Genomic DNA, 20,567 nt, shown 5'->3' with positions numbered 1-20,567 from the left:
CGCGCGAGTGAGAAACCACCTTGTGGCCTGCACCGGTAGGTTGCTTCTGTGCAACCACGACGGAAGGCCTCGAACATGCGCCCGCTTCGCAACCGCTGGACCGCCCTCGCCGCCGCCCTCGCGCTCGGCGCGCTGGCGGGCTGCACCCCCGACTCGGGCTCGGACGGGGACGGTTCGGCCGCCGCCGAGCCGTCGACCGGCGCGGCCCAGACCGAGATGGAGGGGGTGGAGAGCTTCTTCGGCGAGTACGGCGACTACGTCGGGGTGATGACGGCCATCCAGGAAGGAAAGGTCACGGCCGAGGAGCTCGAGTACCCGTTCGTGGCGCAGCAGGAGCACGTGGACACGCTGAACACCTGGGACGGCCAGGGCCCGGTGTACGACCTGAAGCCGCCCGCGGGCGGGAACCACCTCTCCGTCTGGCAGACGTGCACCGGGTCGGTCTACGACGCGCCGATCGCCGACGGGAACGCCGTGCACTCGCTGGAGCACGGCGCGGTGTGGCTGACGTACGACCCGGAGCTGGTCGAGCAGGCCGACATCGACGCGCTCGCGCTCCTGATCAACGCCCGCGACTACTCCCTCATGAGCCCGTACCCGGGCCAGGGGGTGGCGGTGTCGCTCCAGTCGTGGGGGAACCGGTACCAGACCGAGGAGGTGTCGGACCCGAAGATCGGCGAGTACCTGGACACATACGTGCTGAACGCGCGGTTCAACCCGGAGCCGAACGCGCCGTGCTCGGGCGGTGTGACGACGACCGCGTCGTGAGCGGGTCGCCTTTGTCGGTTTCAGGGCGCGCTCTAAAGGAGTGCCCTGGACCGACCGGGTAAGGTGGCGTACGCGAGTGGACTTCACGCCGGGCCCTCCCCGGCTCCGCTCCGGCTCATCCCGACCTCGACGAATAAGGCTCTCCCCGCGATATGGCATCGAAGAAGCAGACCGCCAGCAAGGGCTCCGGCAAGAGCACCGGCAAAGGCGCAGTCGTTGAAAAAGGCCCGGCCGGCAGGAAAGACGCCGCCAAGGGCGACAGCAAGGGCGGCCTGAGCAAGTCCTCGGCGTCCGCGAACGCCGCCCGCAGGGGCCGCGCCGTGCAGGTCAAGCAGCCCAAGCCGTGGGGTCTCATCTTCACGTTCGCGGGCGTCGGCGTCGTCGCACTCGGCCTGATCGGGGCCGCCGTGTACGTCGTCTGGGACCGGAGCCAACCGCCGGAAGGCGTCACCGACTTCTACGGCGAGTACGCCAACTACTCCGAGGTCACCGAGGCCCTCCAGGACGGCGACGTCAAGGAGGAGGACCTCGAGAACCCGTGGGTCGTCCAGCAGACCCACATCGACGGCGAAGACCCGACCGCCGTCCCCGAGTACGAGATCACCCCGCCCGCGGGCGGCGACCACCTCAGCCAGTGGCAGAACTGCACCGGCTCGGTCTACGACGCGCCGATCATGGACGGCAACGCCGTCCACTCCCTCGAACACGGCGCGGTCTGGGTGACCTACGACCCCGCGCTCGTCGACGGCGACGGCATCGAGGTGCTCTCCGCGAAGGTCAACGGCCGCGACTTCTCGCTGATGAGCCCGTACCCGGAGATGGGCGTCGCCGTCTCGGTGCAGGCCTGGGGCGTGCAGTACCAGACCGACGACGTCAACGACCCGAAGATCGACGAGTTCATGGACTTCTACATCCAGAACGCCGACAACGCGGCCGAGGCGAACGCGACCTGCACGAGCGACCTCACCACGACCATCGCCGACCAGCAGCAGATGCCGACCGGCTGACGGACGCGAACCTTTCGGGGCGACGCTCGTTAGGCAAGTAGTACCGCGGGCGCTCTCACACGGGGAGCGCCCGCCAGAAGAAGAGGAACTCGAATGAGCCGCTTGTGGCGGATGCCGGCAGTGCTGATCGCGATCACCGCCGTCCTGATGCTCGCCGCGGGACTCGCGGTCGGCTGGGTCGCGGGCACCTCCGCCCCCGGCAACGACTCGGTCGAGGCCGGGTTCGCGCGCGACATGCAGACGCACCACCAGCAGGCCGTCGAGATGGCAATGTACGAGTGGCAGCACGGTTCCGACCCGGCGCTGACGACCATCGCGTACGACATCGTCACGACCCAGAGCGCCGAGATCGGCATGTACCGGGCGTGGCTGCGCGACTGGGGCGTCCAGCTCTCCTCCGGCGAGCCGATGGCGTGGGCCGGCGACGAGCACGCCCACGACAGCGAGGAGAACGGCGGGCTCATGCCCGGCATGGCTACCGACGAGCAGATGGCCGAGTTCAAGACCCTCACCGGGGCCGAGGCCGACGTCATGTTCGCCGACCTCATGATCGACCACCACATCGGCGGCGTCGACATGGCCAAGGCCGCGCTCGAGCGCACCGACAACGAACTCGTCGTCGACGCGGCACGGCGCACGATCAACCTCCAGCAGGCCGAGATCGAGAACCTCGAGAACCACCGCGACAACGTCTTGAACGCCGTCGGGCAGTAGGGATGCGGCTGTGAGCGACCAGTGGGGACCTCGATACGGCGACCCGGCGCACCCGACCACCGGAGAACTCCCCCGGGTCGGCGACGGCCGCACCGACGAGCAGCGCACGATCCAGGTCGACACGGTCGCCGACGCCCCGCCCCGCTCCGAGTCGCGCTCGCGGTACCGCTACAGCTGGGAGACCTCCGCGCCGCGCGACCTCGACTCCGGCAGTCGCTTCTCTGAACCCCGTTACGGCGCTTCGGAACCGTCCTACTCCCAGCCCCGCTACGGGGCGTCGGAGCCGCAGCATTCGGCCCCCGAGACGGGCAACTGGTCCGTCCCCCGCGTCGGCCGCGAAAGCTCGGCGACCGCCGAGCACTCCCGCCCGAGCCTGAGCGGCTACCGCCCGGGCGACACCGCCCAGTTCGCGCGCGTGGGCGACGGGCTCCGCGGCTCGGTCGGCCCCGTCTCCGTCCAGATCGACCACGTCCGGGTCGACAACGGGGTCAACGGCGACACGACCCTGCTTCCCACCGCGGACTACATGCGGCCCAAGGGCGAAGAGCTCCCGCCCGCCGAACAGGCCGTCCAGCCCGAGCCCGGCACCGGCTCCATGCCCGCGATGCGCCACCAGATCGGCCCCGACTGGACCCAGACGCCGCTGCGCCTCCTCGCCGCCGCAGTCGTCGCGACCGCCGTCCTCGGCGCCTCTGCGGCCAGCCTCATCACCATCGGGAACTGGATCAACCCTTAGCGGCTGTCGTACCCGTGAGCGAACATGGAGGGGTCGAGAGGAGCCCGCCATGCCGACCTGGGACGACGTAGTGGCCATCGCAACCCGACTGCCCGAGGTCGAGGTGACGACCAGCTGGCAGACCCCGTCCCTGAAAGTCAAGGGCAAGTTCTTCGCCCGCCTCCGCACCGAGGCCGAAGGCGGCTTCGCGATCGTCTGCGACCCCGCCGAGAAGGCCGCCCTCCTCGCCTCCGCCGACCCCGCCTTCTACACCACGCCCCACTACGACGGCTACGCCATGATCCTCATCGACCTCGACAAGATCGACACCCAGCGCCTCACCGACATGATCGAAGACGCCTGGCTCCTCAAAGCCCCCGCCAGACTCCGCAAAGCCTATGAACAAGACAACACCAGCTGACGCGTGTCCCCTCCACGGCGCCGGTCTCGCACCGCAGGCGCTGATAGGGCGTCGGCTCACGAAGGTCGTCGCTGCATGGCACTGGCAAGACCCCGATCAGCGCTCGGGCCCAGTCGACGTGTGGCTCATCGACGACGGCGAAGGCTGCGTGCGGATCACCACCGGCTCGGACTGGTGCCTGATCGTCGAAGCATCCGAGCCGTACGGGGGCTACGACATGGGCGGCTTGGGCCGCGTGACCGTGGAACAAGACGCCGCCGAGACACCGTTGGCCGACATCATCGGGTACCGCGTCCTCCATGCGCAGGAAGACTTCGAGCCGCTCACCGGCCGAATCGCTCTCGACCTGACCTTCCCCACCGGCAGGGTCCGCTGCGAAAGCCATGCAGGCGAGCTCCGACTGCGGCGGCTTCCATAGTCCGAACCCTCCGCCACGTGCCCCGAAATGCGACAGGCCCGAACCGCTTCGCGGTTCGGGCCTGTCGAAGTCAACGCTGCGATCTCAGTCGAAGATCTCCTCGGCCGTAGACGCGCTGAAGGCGCTGGTGAACCAGCGGTCCGCCTGTTCCGGATCAGTGCACGCCAGAATCCGCTCCCGCGCGACGTCGCTCACCTCGATGCCGCGGAGCTCGAACATCTCGAGCACGGCTTTCGCCTTGCCACGGACCTCGCCGCGCGCCTCGCCGCGCGCCTCGCCCTTCAGCTCGAGCTGACCGGCGTAGGTTTCCAGGTACTCCTCGTACCTCAGGCTCATTTCGTTCTCCAGAATCTCGCAGGCGGCTGTTGAGAGTAGTTGGAACGCCCAACCAGTGTACTTCTTGCGGTCGGGCTCGGATAGTTCGTTGAGCCGCCGACCGAGGTCGCGGGCGATGGATTCGGTCCCCGCCCCCTCTTCTTTGGTCGCGGCGACCAGAATCAACAGTTCGACCGCTTCCCGCGTGTCACAGCCGCCGATGAGCCGAACCAAGTCCCCCGGCCCGATCACATTGGGCCGCAGGACGAACTCCGGCGGACCGATCTTGATGAGCTGTCTCGCCCATTTCGCAGTCGGTTCATCGGTGCAGATGACCAGCAACTGCGCCTGGCATTTGAGGCGGGCCCGCAGGTTGGTCAGGTACATCGGCCAGGTGTAGGACTTGTCCTTGTCTTCACTGCGTTGGATCTCGGTGATGACGGCGCAGACAGGCTTGCCGAAGGCGTTGCGGAACACCGCGACGTTGTCGCAGTTCAGCTCGAGCGGATCGCAGTTCGTCAGCGCTTCCGATTCGGACACCGCACTGGTGTAGAGCGGGATTGTCGTTCCGACCGCCCTCGCGAGCAGATCTGCCGCGATCTCGGGTCGATCCTGGAAGAGGCGGATCGGGACCTCATGGTTATGAGTGACCATGACATGAAACGGTATTGGACCTCACCACGCGATTCACGTTTCGACACTCCGATACGAATCCCAAGCGGGGTGACACCAGTCACCAAGATCGAGAACGAATTCGGGCCCGGCCGCTTTCGCGGTCGGGCCCGAATCGGTTGTCTTGCTTAAACGATGATGCCTGCGCCCACGGTGCGGTTGTCGGCTTCGTCGATGATGATGAAGCCGCCGGTGGCGCGGTTGCGGCGGTAGTCGTCGCACAGGAGCGGCTTCGTCGTGCGGAGCGTGACGCGGCCGATCTCGTTGAGCTTCAGCTCAGTCGCGGCCTCGTCGCGGTGGAGCGTGTTGACGTCGAGCTGGTACTGGACGTCCTTGACGATGGCGCGCACGTCAGCAGTGGTGTGCTTGATGGCGTACTTGCCTCGGAGCTTGAGCGGCCGGGCCTCGTCCATCCAGCAGACCATCGCCTCGATGTCCTGGGAGACGCGGGCCTGGTTGCCGGGGCGGCAGAGCATGTCGCCGCGCGAGACGTCGAGCTCGTCCTCAAGACGCACCGTCACGCTCAGGGGAGGGAACGCCTCCTCCAGCGGGCCGTCGGCGGTCTCGATCGACGCGATGCGCGAGGTGAAGCCGCTGGGCAGCACCATGACCTCGTCGCCGGGCTTCATGACGCCGGACGCGACCTGGCCCGCGTAGCCGCGGAAGTCGTGGTTGTCGTTGGAGTGCGGCCGGATCACGTGCTGGACCGGGAAGCGCACGTCGACGAGGTTGCGGTCCGAGGCGATGTGGACCTTCTCCAGGTGGTGGAGAAGGCTCGGGCCATTGAACCACGGCATGTTCTCGGAACGGTTGACCACGTTGTCGCCCTTGAGGGCCGAGATCGGGATGACCGTCAGGTCGGGCACCTCGAGCTTCGTGGCGAACGCGGAGAACTCGTTCTCGATCTTCTTGAAGACGGCCTCGTCATAGTCGACGAGATCCATCTTGTTGACGCACAGGACCATGTGCGGCACGCGCAGCAGCGAGCACAGGAACGCGTGTCGGCGCGACTGCTCCACGAGACCCTTGCGGGCGTCGACGAGGATCAGCGCGAGGTCGGCGGTCGAGGCGCCGGTGACCATGTTGCGCGTGTACTGGATGTGGCCGGGCGTGTCCGCGATGATGAACTTGCGCTCAGGCGTGGAGAAGTACCGGTACGCGACATCGATGGTGATGCCCTGCTCGCGCTCCGAGCGGAGCCCGTCGGTCAGCAGGGCGAGGTCGGTGTACTCGTCGCCGCGGCCCGCCGAGACGGCCTCGACGGCGTCCCACTGGTCGTCGAAGAGCGCCTTCGAGTCGAACAGGAGGCGGCCGATGAGGGTCGACTTGCCGTCGTCCACCGAACCGGCCGTGGCGAAGCGCAGCAGCTCGTGCGTGTCCTCGCGGGAGGTCAGGGTGTCCGTCATTAGAAGTAGCCTTCCCGTTTCCGGTCTTCCATCGCGGCCTCGGAGGTCTTGTCGTCGCCGCGGGTCGCGCCGCGCTCGGTGATACGCGTGGCCGCGACCTCGTCGATGATCTCGTCGATCGTGGTCGCGTCCGACCGGACGGCGCCGGTCAGATTCGCGTCGCCGACCGTGCGGTAGCGGACCTTCTCGGAGAAGACCTCTTCGCCCTCGCGCGGCTGGATGAACTCGTTGACGGCGAAGAGCATGCCGCCGCGGTCCACGACCTCGCGCTCGGAGGCGAAGTACACCTCGGGCAGCGGGATGTTCTCGGAGCCGATGTAGCGCCACACGTCGAGCTCGGTCCAGTTCGACAGCGGGAACACGCGGATCTGCTCGCCCGGGTGGACCCGGCCGTTGTACAGGTTCCACAGCTCCGGACGCTGGTTCTTGGGGTCCCACTGGCCGAAGTCGTCGCGGAAGGAGAACACGCGCTCCTTGGCGCGGGCCTTCTCCTCGTCGCGGCGGGCGCCGCCGAACAGGGCGTCGAACTGGTACTTCTCGGCCGCTTCCAGGAGCACGGGGGTCTGGATGCGGTTGCGGGTGCCGTCCGGCGGTTCGACGACCATGCCGCGGTCGATCGCGTCCTGCACGGAGGCGACGATGAGCTGGACGCCGGTCTCGGCGACGCGGCGGTCGCGGTAGTCGATGACTTCCGCGAAGTTCTGGCCGGTGTCGACGTGCATGACCGGGAACGGGATCGGCGCGGGCGCGAAGGCCTTCTGCGCCAGGTGCAGCATGACGATGGAGTCCTTGCCGCCGGAGAAGAGCAGCACGGGCCGCTGACAGGTGGCCGCGACTTCACGGAAGATGAAGATCGCCTCGGCCTCCAGCGCGGCGATGTGGCTGATGCGGTAGTCGCTCACCGGCGCAATGCTCCTCTCGGCTGACCCCGTTCGGGGGTGTTCGGTTGTCGTCGTATCCGGTTGGGGACCGGGTGGTCAGTTCGTCCCGTTGATGGCCTCGAGCGCGGGCCCGGCCAGGTCGGGGCGACAGACCAGCAGGTCAGGCAGGTACGGGTCGGCATTGTTGTACTGCAGCGGGGCGCCATCGATCCGCGTCGCGTGCCAGCCGGAGGCGAGGGCCACCCCTACCGGAGCGGCGGAATCCCACTCGAACTGCCCGCCGGCGTGCACATAAGCGTCAACTGTACCGGCGACCACGGCCATGACCTTGGCACCGGCGGAGCCCATCGGCACGAGTTCCGCACCGAGCGCGGCGGCGACCGCCTCGGCTTCGGCCGGTGGTCTGGTGCGGGACACGGCGATACGCGGCTTGCCTTCTCTGAGGGCAGGCACCGCATAGACCTCATCGGTGCGCAAGGTCACACCCTGCGCAGGAAGCGCTACAGCCGAAGCGGTCAATCCCAAGCCGCGCTGCCAGAGAGCGACGTGCACGGCCCAGTCCTCACGCCCCTCCTCGGAGTACTCACGCGTCCCATCAAGTGGATCGATGATCCAGACCCGGTCGGCGTCCAGACGCACGGTCCCGACACGCCCCGACTCGCCCTTGCCCTCCTCGGACAAGACGGCATCCCCGGAACGCTCCGAGGCGACCCGCCCGAGCAGGTAGTCATTGGCCTGCTGGTCACCAGCGGCCTTGAGCGCCTTGGGATCCGCGAACCCCAACTCCGCCCGCAACTTGAGCAGCAACTCCCCGGCCCCGGCCGCCAACTCCGCCGCGAACGCGACATCAGCAGCAGAAGCGGCCTCAGGGGTAGCAGTGGGAACTCGGGTCACCGAGGCGGAGTCAGGGGCGTCAGACATGCCCGTCAGTCTACGCTGCGGCCCAACCCCGCCCAAATATTGGGCCACCCGATCCCAACATACAGAACCTCTCGCATTTCACTTCGCCGAGCCTCCTGAGGTGAAATGCATGAACCACGGCATTTGCGCAAACCCGATAGACTCTCGGACCGTGAGCGACGCATAGCCCCGTGTGTCCCTCAACCCCCAAGGAGTTCGCATGGTCGGAGCCATCCCAGGCCCAGAAGAGTCCCGAGAGCGCCTGGCGGCGTGGAAGGGAAAGATCGATCAGCTCGCCGCAGACACGCAGGCGATGAGCGATCGGATGCAGGAACTCCGAGTCACGGTCTCGGACCCGAACTACATGGTCACCGTGACCGTCGATTCGTCCGGCACTCTGCTCGACCTCCAGCTCACCGAACGCAGCCGACGAGTCGAACTCCAGCACGTCTCGCAGACGATCATGGAGACGATCCGCGCTGCGAAGGCCCAAGTCGCCGAGCAGGCCAAGGAGATCATCGAATCCACCCTCGGTGAGGACTCGGCCGCGGGCCGCGCCATCGCCGAACGCGTCCGCAACCAGCTCATCCCGCCCGCCGAGCCCGAAGAGCGGTGGTAGCCATGGGGAACGGATTCACGGTCGACCCCGAAGAGTTGCGCGCCCACGCCGGCCACCTCGAAGAACTGAAGAGCCGTTTCGACGCGGTCATGAACGCCAGCACCCACATCGAGCAGGACGAAGAAGCCTACGGGCTGCTCTGCGGTTGGATCTCGGGCTGCCTGGAACAGCGCCACCAGGATCAAGACCGTGTCACCGCGTACCTGGCCGAGAACTTCACCATCGCCGCCAACTCACTCCGCGCCTGCGCGGACGACTACGAGACCAGCGATACCGAATCCCAAGGCGCGTTCTCCGAACTCGAAGGCCGGATGGGGGCGTAGCCAATGTCCGACAACTCATTGATCGCCCCGGTCCAATCCGACCGCAACGCCTACGACGGCGCAGGCCTGGTCGAGGGCTACTTCGACATGGTCGCTGCCTTCAAGTCCGACGGCTGGGTCGACGACGCCCTCGGCGTCTCCGGCTTCGCACTCGAAGTCGTCGGCTCGGTCCTCGACCCTTTCAGCGCCCTGTTCGCCAACGGCATCGGCTGGGCGATGGAGTACTTCGAACCTCTCCGCGAGATGCTCGAAGAACTCACCGGCAAAGCCGACGTGGTCATGTCCCACGCCCAGACTTGGACCAACATGTCCAGCGAACTCAAGTCGATCGCCGAAGACCTCAATTCCTTCCTGGCAACTGACATGCCCGGCTGGAGCGGCGACGCCGCCAACGCCTACCAAGCCCTGATGATCCACAACGTCAACGCGGCCAACGCCATGAGCGCCACCGCGGAAGCCCTCGCGGCGGCCACCGAAGGCGCGGGCGGCCTGGTCCAGGTCACCTACGAACTCGTCCGCGACCTGATCGCCGAACTAGTCGCCCACGTGATCGTCTGGGCTATCGAAGCGATCTTCGTGGTCACCCTCCCGGTCATCGCAGCCCAGATCGTCGCGGCAGTGGTCAAGTGGGCCGGAATCATCCTCGGCTACGGCATGGCCCTGGTCCAGAGCCTCCAAAACCTCAAAGCACTCCTGGGGCTCTGATGCGACGAACCCTGAAACTCCTCCTGCTCCTCGGTATCAGCCTTACCCTCATGGGCAAGAAGGACGGCGACGGCATCACCCCCGGCAACGGCGACAACACCATCGACCCGAACACCGGCAAGCCGAAGTCCGACGAGCAACGCAAGCAAGACATGACCTACGACGGCATGAACGCCGGCGAAGACTTCGACGGCGTCATGAAAGCCGGAGACCAAAACAGCCAAGACGGCCGCCACGAAGGCGGCTCGACTGACCCGACTTCGGAGGACGCGCCTGACTCCGACGGCGGGACCGACAACACCTCCCCTTCTCAAACACCTGACCCGAATAACACACCAAGGGGAGAGCCGACGGAGGTGAACGGCAGCCCTAGCAATAGGCGGTCATTGGAACGCGAGAATGAATCTGCCCAAACTCTTGCTGAAAACGGCTACGACGTCGAGCAGAATCCGCCGGGCAAGGACAATGGAAAGAATCCCGACTACAAAATCGAAGGTGAGTACTTCGACTGTTACGCCCCAAGCCGCGATGACGCGGGGCGCATTCGTGATGACATTTCACGAAAGGTCAAAAAAGATCAAGCAGAGAGAATCATCTTGAACCTGGATGACTCAGGACTCAACCCGGCAGATCTTCGAAGCGTGCTGGAGCGGCGCCCGGTCGGGAACCTCCAAGAAGTTAAAATTATCAAAGATGGCCAGGTTATCGACTTCTTTCCGTTCTAGGAGAATCAGTGAGCACTAACTTCGAGTTCAACACCTCATCATTCACCATCCAAGAAGTTTCTGATTATTTCGCCGGACTCCTGGGACTGGAGAGAGCCTCCGCAAATGCTCCGTCTCCACTCAACGGCCCCCAATGGTGGGCGCCGATTGTGTCCCTCGATGCGCAGGAGTTCCCTGATGAGGGCGCTCGGCTCGGCACTACAGACATGTACACTTCAATCTCGTTCGAGCCGAGAAAGTCGGTTTCCTGGGCCGAGCAGACTAACGGATTGGTGAAGATACTCCAAGGAGCAATCAATCTACTTGCGCGAAATAAAGATAATGCCGGATACGTGATGTTCTACGATGAAATCATCGTCTTGGAGAAACGCAGGGGCGGGCCGATTGTTCTCGACGCTCGACTTGTGGACCCGGATGACCTAGATGACCTGGGGGCCTTTGCCTCTGAATTCCACGGGTTCCCAGTTGTGTCGATTGAGCAACTTTAGCTTGGGGCGGCATTCTCCCGCTAGTGGCGGTACGGTGCCTGGAGCACGCTTGCAGGACGCGATCAGAAGATTGAGCGTCCATACTCCCCGAGGTTCACCAACGGTGAGCAACCACAAGCCACCGTCCGGCCCCAGCTGCAGCATCTGCAGACTTCGGACCGCCACGCAACTCGAACTCCAGGCCGAACACGATGGCAAGTGGCTGCGCATGCAGCCAATAGAGGGCACCTCAAGCGGGTGAGAACGACACAGCGCCTGGCGCAATGTCGAAACCTGAACCGTCTGGCAAGAGGATCCGGTGGTACATGCCGCTCCTAGGCCTGAACTTCCGCGAGAACCGTCGTTCGACGTTGGGTTGGAATCGGACCTGGTCTGCGGGTACCTCGTAGTCAATCCGGAACTGCGCCGCTTGGAAAGTGGCGGCTACCAGCCGTCGATCGGTCAGCATCCAAATGCCATGGAATCCGGCGTCGGACGGAGGTCGTGTACGAAAGACCGCCTGGCAATCCGGACGGTCTCCGAAAACGAGAACCACCGGCTGACTCTTGCGCCTCGGGAAGTCGGAGAAGTCGAAATCGGAGAAGCAGGCGAAGAACTCCACTACGCGGAGGTAGGCGCTCCAGACGAGCCTGAAGGGGAAACCAACCACACGTAGCCACAGCGGCCACCTGCGAGCAGGCTTCCCACTTTCCTTCAGGCCCTCTACGAAATACGACTCCGGCGCCTGCGGGGCCGTCCACCTGACGATCTCTCCTGGCTCCAGGTGCTGGCTTCTGAGGATTGAAGTTCGGTCGGTCCCGAGGTCAAAGGGGCCGTGTGCGCTGTCAGCCAAGGTCAGCCTCCGATCTCTGCCGCAGAGCCATCGAAATCACTCTGCGAATCCGCGTCCGCCGTCTCGTAGGCGTCGGCAGAATCCCGGAGTTTCGAGGCGCCGCCACGAATCGCCTCAGCGAGACTGTCGATCTGGTCGACCAACGTCGTGCAGCCTTCGGCATAGGGCTGCTCGAAGAAGAAGCCCGTCAAACCCCATGTCATCTCGGCCGCCCCGGCTTCGGAGGCCGCAGTGGAGATCGCATCGGCGTTCGGTGCGCGACCGTCAAGCGCCGCGGCAGCGGCCCGCAGTTCCTCAGGGTCCACGTCATACCCGTCATAACTGCCCGGTGCTTCTGTGATAGTTCCGGACCTGTCCGGAACCGTGGCGATCAGGCCCTGAGCAATGTTCTCCCACTCGGCAGCAGCGGCAGCGCCCAGTCCTTTCCCCGCAGCCGCAAGCAGGTTCACCCAAAGCTTCGCACGCAGCGGGTCCTTGAACCCCCAGTTTGAAGAGGCTGGTCTGGAGCGTCTCGAAACCCTGCTTGCCGAGTCGGAACTTCTTGGTACTCTGATGAGCATCTGTGCCGCTTTGATTGCCGCACTGAGCAGGAATGTCACCACCGAGCCTCCCGCAGTGATCGTTGCAGTGGCGAGTGCAACCAGGCCCCGAGTGATGAGCCAGGCGACGAGCTCGGAAAGGATCGCCTGAATGACCTCATACACCGTGATCGCAAGAAGGCGAGCCCAGTCCAGCAGTTGCGCCAAGCTCCCGGCACCATGCGCGATCGCTCCCGCTGAAGCGGCGACGCCGCCGAGCTCATTGCTAGCCCAGTCTGCGGCCTCGCCGTCCCAGGTCGGGAGGTTGCCGTCGAGATCCGCGGCGATCTCATCCTCAAGCGCATCCAGTGCAGTCTGGACCTGGGTGAGCACGTCGACCTGCCGCTGCATTTCACCGTCATCTCCGGTGACCATGAGAATCAGGTCGTCCAGAGGCTGAACCAGGTCCATGACGATCGTTACCCCGGCACTCGCGAGCGCATAGATCGGGTCCTTCATGAACTTGAAGGCGTCCATGGCCAGCCCCGTTGCCAGGCTCGTCATCGCACCGCTGACATCATCGGCTGTGTTGTCGCCTGCTACGGCTTCCTTGATCTTGTCTGCAGCAGAGGTGAATCGCTTGACGAACGGGATCTGCGTGGCGGTATGGGAACCTGCCTGATAACCGGACGCCTCAGGGTATGCAGTGATGTCCGAGCCATGCTGCTCGGCGTAGTCGTTTCCTGGACCTTCGACCGCGGTGACAACACTGTCCAGTGCCGCTTCCCCGTTCGGGACTCCGGATACGTCAACGCCGGCCTCGTCAAGCCGGTCTCGGAGCACCGATTCGTTCTGAACGGTTGATGCATTGTCTGACAAGGATTTCTCCATTGAGGGTGTCGATCAAGAACGGAACTGGTTGAGGATGCCCTGCAGGTCGATCGTGTCACCAAGGAGACGCTGAGCGAGTTCAGCTGTCTTGTCGGCATGGACCTGCTTTGCTTGAATGACGGTCTGGCGAATATGCTCGCCAAGAGTGCTTCGATACCGCATTGCATACTCGTGGAGCTCGATCTCGTCCACACAGCCTTCGTTGTCGAGCTTCACGCGCACCAGGCCGTCCTCAGACCACACCTCTACGGCGCCAGCTCCGAGCTCCGCTTGGAGCCCTTCAAGTTTCGCCAGCAACTGCTCGGCGCCCTGCTCCATTCGGTCGATCCGCGCGAGCATCTCCTGCGGGTCCTGCCGGTCTGCATTGCGACTCATTCGCCGTTGCCCTTCTTCGGGTTGGCCGCTCGCATGAACTGCTCACCCAAGGTCTCGCGGACGGCCTCCTGCGCTTTGGACTCTGCCTTCCGCTCCGCGGCGCGAATCGTCTCCGCCACGATCGGACCAAGTTCGGCGGCAGAGAACTCGAATGCCTGCAGGCCTAGGTCGATCTTGTCCAGCCGTCCACCGGCTCTTGCGAGGACTCGTATTGCTCCGTCTTCAGCGACGGCCTCGACTTCAATTGCAGCGATGACCTGCTGGAGACGAACTGACTTGTCCGCGAGGCCATGAATGTCGTTGTCCGACACGGGGGTGGTCTCCGTTTGGGGAGTGGTGATCAGATGCTCACGAGCAGAGTATCGGAGCGATCCCATTTTGTAAGTACATGTCTAGGCTGGTGTGATTTCGTTGGCGGAGAGAGGGTTTGGCATGCCCGCCCAGGGTGAGTTTGCGACGGACCTGGGCGGGCACGGGATCGGGTTGAGGGGTCGGCAAATAGCGCGGCGGCCGGGTCCTTTCGGGCTCGGCCGCCGCTGTTCGTTGATATGGGTTAGGCGAGGGGGTCGTTCTCGTCGTTGAAGCGGGCGAGGCCCCAGACGTCTTCGTCCTCGGTGAGCCAGGTTCCGGTGTTCGCTTCCTCGTCGTCACCGAGGCCGTTGGCGCCGCGACCGCCGCCCATCATGCCGCCACCAGCGCCTGCCCGGCCGCCAGCTCCGGCGGCCTTGCCGAAGAGGCCCTGGCCCTTGCCCATGCCGCCAGCACCTGCGCCGCGGCCTCCAGCGCCCGCACCGGTCATGCCCGACATGCCGCCGGTTCCGCCTGCGGCGGGACCGAAGAGGCCAGAGCCCGGGCCGAGGCCACCGCCGCCAGCTCCGCCTATGCCGCCGCCGGTACCGAGGCCGGTTCCCGCGCCCGTGCCGGGCAGCGTGCCCGCACCGAGCCCGCCGCCTGAGGCGAGACCACCAGAAGTGTCGTCGTCATCGTCGGTGGACGACTCCCACGGGTTGAGGCCCGAGTCGGTTGCGGTGTTTGAGCCGCCGGTGAGGTTGCCGCCGCTCAAGCTCTGCGTAGTCGCGGGCGGGGTGAGGCCGGCGCTGCCGGAGCTGTCGACATTGCCGTTCCAGTTGCCGCCGCCTGGCGGAGAGTAGCCGGAGCCGCTCAGGTTGCCCGCGGACTCGCGGAACGTCGTGTCGCCAGATGGCTGGACCGTCGGCACGAACTCGGAAGCAGAGGTCTCGGCGTCCTGCCAGCGGGCCGTAACCGTCTCGTTCTGCTCGGTCGCTCGGGCTTCGTAGTCCTGCGAGCCCGAGTCGTAGTCCTGCTTGGCCCGGTCATTGGCGTCCTGCTGGGCCAGGCGTTCCGCCTCGGCACGCAGCGAGGACTCCTGCGAGGCAGTCAGCGTGGTCGCCTCGGACTTTTCCTCGGCGTTCATCCCGGTCGTGTCGACCCCGTTGACGTGCTCCGCCTTCAGACGCGTGTAGTGGTACTCGGTCTGGTCGGTGACGTACTGGTTCAGCTCGTTGGTGTACTCGCTGTCGAAACCGCTGAGTTCCATGGCCTCGTTGGTGGTGCCGGTGCCAGCGAAGGAGCAGTCTTCGGCAATGTCGCAGTCCCCGTTGGTGAAGGGAGCACGGACGTGGATCTTGCCGTCGGTGAAGAGCGACATCTCATCCTCGACCCAGTACTGGGGCGCTGGGTAGGGAAGCTCGCCAGAGCCAGCACCCTGGAGGTTGTAGATCTCATCGCCCTTTTGATTCAGCAGACCAGCCATGCCGGTCGTCTCGGTGCCGATGTCAGATGCAATCTGCTCGCAGTTGGCGAACACGGCCTCCATCTGCTCTGCGAACGCATCGAAGTCGTTGCCCTGCCAACCGTTCGACAGTTCTGTAAGCTTCGACCGCAGGATCGGCTCAACTGCGGTTCCCTCGTTGATCGAGAAGTCGTTGTTGAACAGCAACCACTTCAGGGCGACTTCTTTGAGCGCGTACTTGTCCGGATCCGGGGGCCTGATCTGCGAGACCAGAGACTGGACCTCTTCTTGGCTCGGCGCGGCGGTACCGGTGGCCACACACTTCAGGTTCGCGACCTGACCGGCGACAGGGATTGCCGACACCAGCTTGACCCAAGCGTCTTCAGCCGGGTTGTGGGTGTTCTGGCAGTCGCCGTTGCCACACGGAGCGCCTGACAGGTAGGCGCCATCAGCGCTCGCCTGCTGACCGTCGACGGCTTCTTGGCCTTCGAGTTCACCGTTGCCGGCGTATTCCTCAGTCTCGAACTCAATGTCGCTCATGACTACTGGACCTCCGCAATCCGGTCGTTGACGGTCGTGTTGACCTCAGGCAGGTACGTGTTCACAAACCACTGGTTGAGTTCTTCGCTGGTGAACTGGTATGCAGGGGTTCCTTCGTTTCGAAGGCCGAAATCAGCGCCGTAGTTCAGCTGAATGTGGAACACCCATTGCCCATCCAGGGCGATAACTTCGAGGTTGGGGCTTTCCGCGCTGCCGATCCAGGAGACCAAGGTTCCCTGGTCCCACGGATCTCCAAACTCTTCGCTCTGGGCATCGGCACCTTGGGCCGATGCCGACTGGGCGGCGGCGACACGATCCTCGTAGGCGGTCGTTGCCTGTTCTTCGTCCTCAGCAGGAACAATCTTGACCTTGATTTCGCCGCCACCCATCATGCTTGCGTACTCATCAGGCACAGAAATGCTGATGAGGTCGTTGCAGCCGATGGAATCAGGGTCCAGCGTATTGCCGATTTCGGAAACGGTCGGTTCGCCGCCAGCGGCGGACGAGGAGCCATAGCCCTCGATTCCCATCTCGTCGGTGATGGGCTGAAGGTTGCCGAGAACCTCACAGGCGTTCCAGGACGCCATCTCGTTGTAGACGGCGTTGTCGCTGCCGCCGTCTTCGCCGTTTGCGTTTCCGGAGGAGTCGCTGCCTCTGTCGAGGAGGCTGCAGCCGCTGAGGAGGAGTGCCGCGGCGCCGGTTGCTGCGAAGGTCTTGAAGATAGTGCGCTTCATGAGTTTCGGGGTCCTAGGAGTTCTCGACGTCGGATTGGCTGGCCTTGAATTCGGTGAGGTTCAGATCCTCGGAATCCATATGCACGCCAAGCGAATCGTTGATCGTGACGATGGCGCCGTAAAGGTCGGCGCGGAGCTTCTGCATGTTGTTCCAGAGCTCTTCGTGAGCGGCTGCGTAATCGAGTCGCGCCTGCTGGGAAGAGTCGAGGAGGCCGAAGCCGGGTTCGACGCCGAGTTCATTGCCGGTGGCGAGCATCTGGAGCTTCTCGGTCACGAAGTTGAAGCGTGCCGCGAGTTCGTCGCGGTACGCCTCCAAGTAAGCGGGGTCGAGAATGCGCTGAGCCACGGTGGGGACCTCCGGGGTGTATCGGGCGAAACTTCAGCAAAACCGTCTTCGATTCTAACGGCTCGCTGCAACACCGTGTGATCGGCGTGTTCTCGCAATGTCGCCCGAACGGGTGTAGACGCTTTCGGCGTGTCGCCTTGACGGAGATTGACAACGCATGTCACCGTCGTAGATCACGCGATGAGTCTTCATCGCGTGCAACAAATGAAGATCAGACGGCGGCCCGCCGGTCCAGTCGCTAAACAGATTGGCGGGCCGCCTCCCAAAACCAGAGAGGCGAACCTCCCGTGGCTAGTCCCACCCTACGCGAAAACAGGGCCGCGTCAACAGCTCATAATGCGTGTTTCACCGAATCGGGAACGACCGACGTTCCCGGTATTTCCCCTGCTCAGCAGCGGGAAGCCGAGACCTCCTGGACGGCCGTCCGGCCGATCTCGGGCACCCCGCTCTGGGCCCGTCCGGGACCTGACGGCGGTCGGGCCGCCGTTCCTCCCTGGGAGCCGTGGCCTCGGACGCCGCGGGATCCGGCTCGCTTCGCCGCCAAGCTCGCCGCGGTGCGCGAGCCCGCGCCGCAGGTCTCCTACGCTTGGCGGGTCGACTTCCGTGAGGCCGGCACCGCGTCGGCACGGCAGGGCAGGGAGGCAGCAACTGCTCCGAACCCGGCTGTCCAGCCGGTTCGTGCACAGGTGGTGTCGATCGAGTCGCGAAATTACACTGCGGCCCTTCGCAAGCGCGTCGCGCTGCTGCTCGGGTTCGCTTACCTGCTGCTCTATGCGCTGGCTTCCGGGTTGGCGCTCCCGCTGATCGCCGATCCTGAGCCTGAGTTGCCGGAGGAACCGGTCGAAGGGCCTAATCCGCCGACTGCTCCCCCGCTGGTCGACTATCGGCCCCGGCCGCATCCGCGTCCTGATCCGCATGAGCCGGGCCTGCACGTCCGGCCCGATGGGTCGCGGTATCTCGTTGTGCCGCTGAACTTCGCGGGGGCCGCCGCGTGAGCAGGGTCAATGCGCCGCTTGATGCGACGTTCGTGGTCGGGAAGGCCTGGATCGGCGATCGGTTCCTGCGGTTCGACGCGAGCTTCTGCCAGGCGCGCATCCGGGTGACGTTCGCGGGGGCCGAGACCAGGGCTGTCGGGTCGGTGATCTACCTGGATACCGATCAGCCTGCACTGCGGGTGAGTTCGCCGATCGATGCCGAGTGGGCCGGGCTGCATTGTGCGGCGATCATTCAGCAGGCCAGGCGGATCTGGGCCGAGGCGGTCCGGGAGTGTGACGGATAGAGAAGAGCGCCCCGCCCGGAAAGCCGGGCGGGGCGCTCACCAGTGACTCAGTACGCGCCTTGCGGGCGCAGGATGGCGGTCACCGTGCGCAGCAGGATGACGAAGTCGAGCGAGAGGTTCCAGTGCTCGACGTAGCGCAGGTCGAGGCGCACGGCCTCTTCCCAAGGGAGGTCGCTGCGGCCGGAGACCTGCCAGAGGCCGGTCATGCCGGGCTTGACGGCGAGGCGGCGGCGCATGTCGGATTCGTAGGCGGCGACCTCGATCGCGAGCGGCGGGCGCGGTCCGACGAGGCTCATGTCGCCGCGGAGGACGTTGACGAGCTGGGGGAACTCGTCGATGGAGAAGCGGCGCAGGTATTTGCCGACGGTGGTGATGCGGGGGTCGTCCTTCATCTTGAAGAGGACGCCGTCGCCTTCGTTGAGGTGCGCGATCTCGGCGAGGCGGCGTTCGGCGTCCGTGTGCATGGTGCGGAACTTCCAGATGGTGAACGGCTGGCCGTCCTTGCCGATGCGCTCCTGCTTGAAGAGGGCCGGTCCCGCTGAGGTGCAGCGGATCAGGAGCGCGGCCGTGAGGAGGAGCGGCGAGAGCGCGAGGAGGAGGAGCGCCGCGCCGACGCGGTCCACCGCTTCCTTTGCGAGGCGGCGCACTCCGGTGAGGCGGGCGTGGTCGAGATGGAGCATCGGGAGGCCGTCGACGGGACGGACCGTGGTGCGGTCCCCGGCGACGTCGACCAGCGCGGAGGCGACGATGAGGTCGACTTCGCTGCGTTCGAGCTTCCAGGCGAGGCGGCGCAGGGCCTGGCCGTCGATTTCGGGGCAGCCCAGGACGATGACGGTGTCGGCGCGTTCGGCGGCGACGGCTTCGGCGATGCGGTCGAAGCTGCCGCGGACGCGGGTGTCGAAGTCCAGCAGGGCGCCTCGGGGCTTGTCGGTGGGCAGACAGGCGGCGACGACGTTGAGGCCGTGGTAGTGCTCGCGGCGGAGCTGGACGATGAGGGCGGCGACGGAGGACTCGTGGCCGACGAGGACGACGCGTTTCATGCAGCGGCCGTCGCGGCGCATGTGGTGGAGCCATTTGCGCCAGGCGAAGCGGGCGACGATGGACCATGCTGCGGCGGTGGGGATCGCGATGAGGACGAAGACGCGGGAAGTCGGGAGCTCGAGTCCATAGGAGACGATGGCGACGGCGGCGGTGAGCGCCACGGCGGCGTGCACGATGCGCTGGTACTCCTCGGTGCCCACGAAGAGGTAGCGCTTCTCGAACGCGCGGGAGAGGCCGAGGGCCGCGATCCAGACGGCGGGAAGGGCGATCAGGGCGAGTGCGTAGATGCGGGTGCCGTCGTTGACGTGGCCGAAGCGGGCGAAGAAGGCCAGCGCCGCACCGAAGATGCCGGCGCCGATGTCGGAGGCGATGATGCCCGCGAAGTACTTGCGCTGCCAGGCGGGTGGGCCGCCGTAAGGCCGGGTCGCCTGGGGGCCTATGGAATAGACGCGCCCCTTTGCGGAGCTGTCCTGTACGCCATCGAAAGCCGTCGAGTCCGCAACCACTGTCATGACCGGATAACGACCGAGGAGACATTGAGTGACGGGGTTGTCACCCTGCGGAGTACATGAGGGTCCGTCGAGTCAGGACGGGGCGTTGAACGCGTTCTGCGCCAGGACGAAGCCCTTTTCGATGATGGCTTCGACCGCGTCGGCGGCGAGTTCGATGTTCAGCTCGACTTCGGGGCGTTCGGCTTTGGCGAAGTCCTTGAGGACGAAGTCGGCGGCGTCCTGGCGGCCGGGCGGGCGGCCGACGCCGAAGCGGACGCGGGCGTAGTCCTTGGTGCCCAGGACTTTGGTGAGGGAGCGGAGGCCGTTGTGGCCGCCTTCGCCGCCGCCGCGCTTGAGGCGGAGTTCGCCGAAGGGGACGTCGAGCTCGTCGTGGACGGCGATCACCGATTCGGGCGGGACCCCGAAGTACTGGGCGAGCGGGCCGACCGCTTCACCGGAGAGGTTCATGAACGTCAGGGGTTTGACGAGAATGACGCGAGGCCCGCCTACCCCCAAGCGGGCCTCGCAGACTTCGGCGCGGGCCTTGCGGGCCACGGCGAATTTGGCGCCGACGCGCCGGGCAAGGGCGTCGACGACCATGAAACCGACATTGTGGCGGTTCGCGGCGTACTTCGGCCCGGGGTTGCCCAGGCCGACCACGAGCGTCGGGGTGTCGGTCATGTTCAGGTT

At 65.3% G+C, this 20,567-nt stretch carries 26 protein-coding genes; 13 read left to right on the top strand and 13 right to left on the bottom strand.

Annotation, left to right across the window (positions count from 1 at the left end; all coding sequences use genetic code 11):
• The first annotated feature begins 48 nt into the window (after window positions 1–48).
• The 6 genes from ACGGCP_RS08055 to ACGGCP_RS08030 all read left to right on the top strand — a co-directional run bounded on the left by ACGGCP_RS08055 (window position 49) and on the right by ACGGCP_RS08030 (window position 4,043).
• Complete coding sequence (locus ACGGCP_RS08055; RefSeq protein WP_392962753.1) at window positions 49–768, top strand: DUF3105 domain-containing protein; 720 nt, start codon at window positions 49–51, stop codon at window positions 766–768.
• A gap of 152 nt (window positions 769–920) precedes the next feature.
• On the top strand, window positions 921–1,775 hold the full coding sequence (locus tag ACGGCP_RS08050) for a DUF3105 domain-containing protein (protein WP_392962750.1): 855 nt from the start codon (window positions 921–923) through the stop codon (window positions 1,773–1,775).
• Window positions 1,776–1,868: 93 nt separating this feature from the next.
• Window positions 1,869–2,489: a DUF305 domain-containing protein gene (locus ACGGCP_RS08045; RefSeq protein ID WP_392962748.1), complete on the top strand. Its 621-nt coding sequence runs from the start codon at window positions 1,869–1,871 to the stop codon at window positions 2,487–2,489.
• A 10-nt stretch (window positions 2,490–2,499) separates the two neighbouring features.
• The gene (locus ACGGCP_RS08040) at window positions 2,500–3,225 is read left to right on the top strand and encodes a hypothetical protein (RefSeq protein WP_392962745.1); all 726 of its coding nucleotides are present in this window, start codon (window positions 2,500–2,502) and stop codon (window positions 3,223–3,225) included.
• Window positions 3,226–3,274: 49 nt separating this feature from the next.
• On the top strand, window positions 3,275–3,625 hold the full coding sequence (locus ACGGCP_RS08035) for an MmcQ/YjbR family DNA-binding protein (RefSeq protein WP_392962743.1): 351 nt from the start codon (window positions 3,275–3,277) through the stop codon (window positions 3,623–3,625).
• Window positions 3,603–4,043: a hypothetical protein gene (locus tag ACGGCP_RS08030; protein WP_392962740.1), complete on the top strand. Its 441-nt coding sequence runs from the start codon at window positions 3,603–3,605 to the stop codon at window positions 4,041–4,043. Before ACGGCP_RS08035 ends, ACGGCP_RS08030 begins: the two co-directional genes overlap by 23 nt.
• Before the next feature lie 84 nt (window positions 4,044–4,127).
• Here ACGGCP_RS08030 and ACGGCP_RS08025 read toward each other — a convergent pair whose 3' ends face one another.
• The 4 genes from ACGGCP_RS08025 to ACGGCP_RS08010 form a co-directional block, all read right to left on the bottom strand.
• Window positions 4,128–5,012 (bottom strand): hypothetical protein, encoded by an 885-nt coding sequence (locus tag ACGGCP_RS08025; protein ID WP_392962737.1) that lies wholly within the window; start codon window positions 5,010–5,012, stop codon window positions 4,128–4,130.
• 146 nt (window positions 5,013–5,158) lie between these two features.
• Entirely contained in the window at window positions 5,159–6,436 is a 1,278-nt protein-coding gene (locus tag ACGGCP_RS08020) for a sulfate adenylyltransferase subunit 1 (protein ID WP_392962735.1), read from the bottom strand.
• Complete coding sequence (gene cysD, locus ACGGCP_RS08015; protein WP_392963572.1) at window positions 6,436–7,347, bottom strand: sulfate adenylyltransferase subunit CysD; 912 nt, start codon at window positions 7,345–7,347, stop codon at window positions 6,436–6,438. The genes ACGGCP_RS08020 and cysD overlap by 1 nt, the downstream gene beginning before the upstream one ends.
• A gap of 66 nt (window positions 7,348–7,413) precedes the next feature.
• The gene (locus ACGGCP_RS08010) at window positions 7,414–8,238 is read right to left on the bottom strand and encodes a 3'(2'),5'-bisphosphate nucleotidase CysQ (RefSeq protein WP_392962732.1); all 825 of its coding nucleotides are present in this window, start codon (window positions 8,236–8,238) and stop codon (window positions 7,414–7,416) included.
• 199 nt (window positions 8,239–8,437) lie between these two features.
• Here ACGGCP_RS08010 and ACGGCP_RS08005 point away from each other — a divergent pair, with 199 nt between their 5' ends.
• Genes ACGGCP_RS08005 through ACGGCP_RS07985 form a run of 5 tightly spaced genes read left to right on the top strand, consistent with a single transcriptional unit; the run spans window position 8,438 to window position 11,077 of the window.
• Entirely contained in the window at window positions 8,438–8,836 is a 399-nt protein-coding gene (locus ACGGCP_RS08005; RefSeq protein WP_392962730.1) for a YbaB/EbfC family nucleoid-associated protein, read from the top strand.
• A 2-nt stretch (window positions 8,837–8,838) separates the two neighbouring features.
• On the top strand, window positions 8,839–9,159 hold the full coding sequence (locus ACGGCP_RS08000) for a type VII secretion target (protein ID WP_392962727.1): 321 nt from the start codon (window positions 8,839–8,841) through the stop codon (window positions 9,157–9,159).
• A gap of 3 nt (window positions 9,160–9,162) precedes the next feature.
• On the top strand, window positions 9,163–9,864 hold the full coding sequence (locus ACGGCP_RS07995) for a WXG100 family type VII secretion target (protein WP_392962724.1): 702 nt from the start codon (window positions 9,163–9,165) through the stop codon (window positions 9,862–9,864).
• Between the two features lie 50 nt (window positions 9,865–9,914).
• Window positions 9,915–10,589, top strand: a complete 675-nt coding sequence (locus ACGGCP_RS07990; protein WP_392962722.1) for a hypothetical protein — start codon at window positions 9,915–9,917, stop codon at window positions 10,587–10,589.
• Window positions 10,590–10,597: 8 nt separating this feature from the next.
• Window positions 10,598–11,077, top strand: coding sequence for a hypothetical protein (locus tag ACGGCP_RS07985; RefSeq protein WP_392962720.1), 480 nt, complete (start codon window positions 10,598–10,600; stop codon window positions 11,075–11,077).
• A 229-nt stretch (window positions 11,078–11,306) separates the two neighbouring features.
• Here ACGGCP_RS07985 and ACGGCP_RS07980 read toward each other — a convergent pair whose 3' ends face one another.
• The 7 genes from ACGGCP_RS07980 to ACGGCP_RS07950 form a co-directional block, all read right to left on the bottom strand.
• On the bottom strand, window positions 11,307–11,909 hold the full coding sequence (locus ACGGCP_RS07980) for a hypothetical protein (protein ID WP_392962718.1): 603 nt from the start codon (window positions 11,907–11,909) through the stop codon (window positions 11,307–11,309).
• Between the two features lie 2 nt (window positions 11,910–11,911).
• A complete protein-coding gene (locus tag ACGGCP_RS07975) occupies window positions 11,912–13,306 on the bottom strand; it encodes a type VII secretion target (RefSeq protein ID WP_392962711.1) in 1,395 nt (464 codons plus the stop codon).
• 24 nt (window positions 13,307–13,330) lie between these two features.
• On the bottom strand, window positions 13,331–13,693 hold the full coding sequence (locus ACGGCP_RS07970) for a YbaB/EbfC family nucleoid-associated protein (protein ID WP_392962709.1): 363 nt from the start codon (window positions 13,691–13,693) through the stop codon (window positions 13,331–13,333).
• Entirely contained in the window at window positions 13,690–14,004 is a 315-nt protein-coding gene (locus tag ACGGCP_RS07965; protein ID WP_392962706.1) for a YbaB/EbfC family nucleoid-associated protein, read from the bottom strand. The genes ACGGCP_RS07970 and ACGGCP_RS07965 overlap by 4 nt, the downstream gene beginning before the upstream one ends.
• Window positions 14,005–14,246: 242 nt before the next feature.
• Window positions 14,247–15,986: a hypothetical protein gene (locus ACGGCP_RS07960; RefSeq protein ID WP_392962703.1), complete on the bottom strand. Its 1,740-nt coding sequence runs from the start codon at window positions 15,984–15,986 to the stop codon at window positions 14,247–14,249.
• A 2-nt stretch (window positions 15,987–15,988) separates the two neighbouring features.
• The gene (locus ACGGCP_RS07955) at window positions 15,989–16,720 is read right to left on the bottom strand and encodes a hypothetical protein (RefSeq protein WP_392962700.1); all 732 of its coding nucleotides are present in this window, start codon (window positions 16,718–16,720) and stop codon (window positions 15,989–15,991) included.
• Between the two features lie 13 nt (window positions 16,721–16,733).
• Entirely contained in the window at window positions 16,734–17,066 is a 333-nt protein-coding gene (locus ACGGCP_RS07950) for a hypothetical protein (RefSeq protein WP_392962697.1), read from the bottom strand.
• 554 nt (window positions 17,067–17,620) lie between these two features.
• Here ACGGCP_RS07950 and ACGGCP_RS07945 point away from each other — a divergent pair.
• Window positions 17,621–18,061 (top strand): hypothetical protein, encoded by a 441-nt coding sequence (locus ACGGCP_RS07945; protein ID WP_392962695.1) that lies wholly within the window; start codon window positions 17,621–17,623, stop codon window positions 18,059–18,061.
• Window positions 18,058–18,345, top strand: a complete 288-nt coding sequence (locus ACGGCP_RS07940) for a hypothetical protein (protein ID WP_392962693.1) — start codon at window positions 18,058–18,060, stop codon at window positions 18,343–18,345. The genes ACGGCP_RS07945 and ACGGCP_RS07940 overlap by 4 nt, the downstream gene beginning before the upstream one ends.
• Window positions 18,346–18,392: 47 nt before the next feature.
• Here the strand turns inward: ACGGCP_RS07940 and ACGGCP_RS07935 are convergent, their stop codons facing one another.
• Together ACGGCP_RS07935 and pth are read right to left on the bottom strand one after the other, a co-directional pair.
• Entirely contained in the window at window positions 18,393–19,898 is a 1,506-nt protein-coding gene (locus ACGGCP_RS07935; protein ID WP_392962691.1) for a sugar transferase, read from the bottom strand.
• A 72-nt stretch (window positions 19,899–19,970) separates the two neighbouring features.
• Window positions 19,971–20,558 carry an aminoacyl-tRNA hydrolase gene (pth, locus tag ACGGCP_RS07930; protein ID WP_392962689.1) on the bottom strand — a complete coding sequence of 196 codons (588 nt, stop codon included), beginning with the start codon at window positions 20,556–20,558 and terminating at the stop codon, window positions 19,971–19,973.
• Between the last annotated feature and the right edge of the window lie 9 nt (window positions 20,559–20,567).

Origin of the sequence: Glycomyces sp. NPDC048151 (assembly GCF_043202775.1) — a bacterium.
GTDB lineage: Bacteria > Actinomycetota > Actinomycetes > Mycobacteriales > Micromonosporaceae > Glycomyces.
Note: the sequence above shows the minus strand (reverse complement) of the source record. Positions and strands in the feature narration are given on the sequence as shown.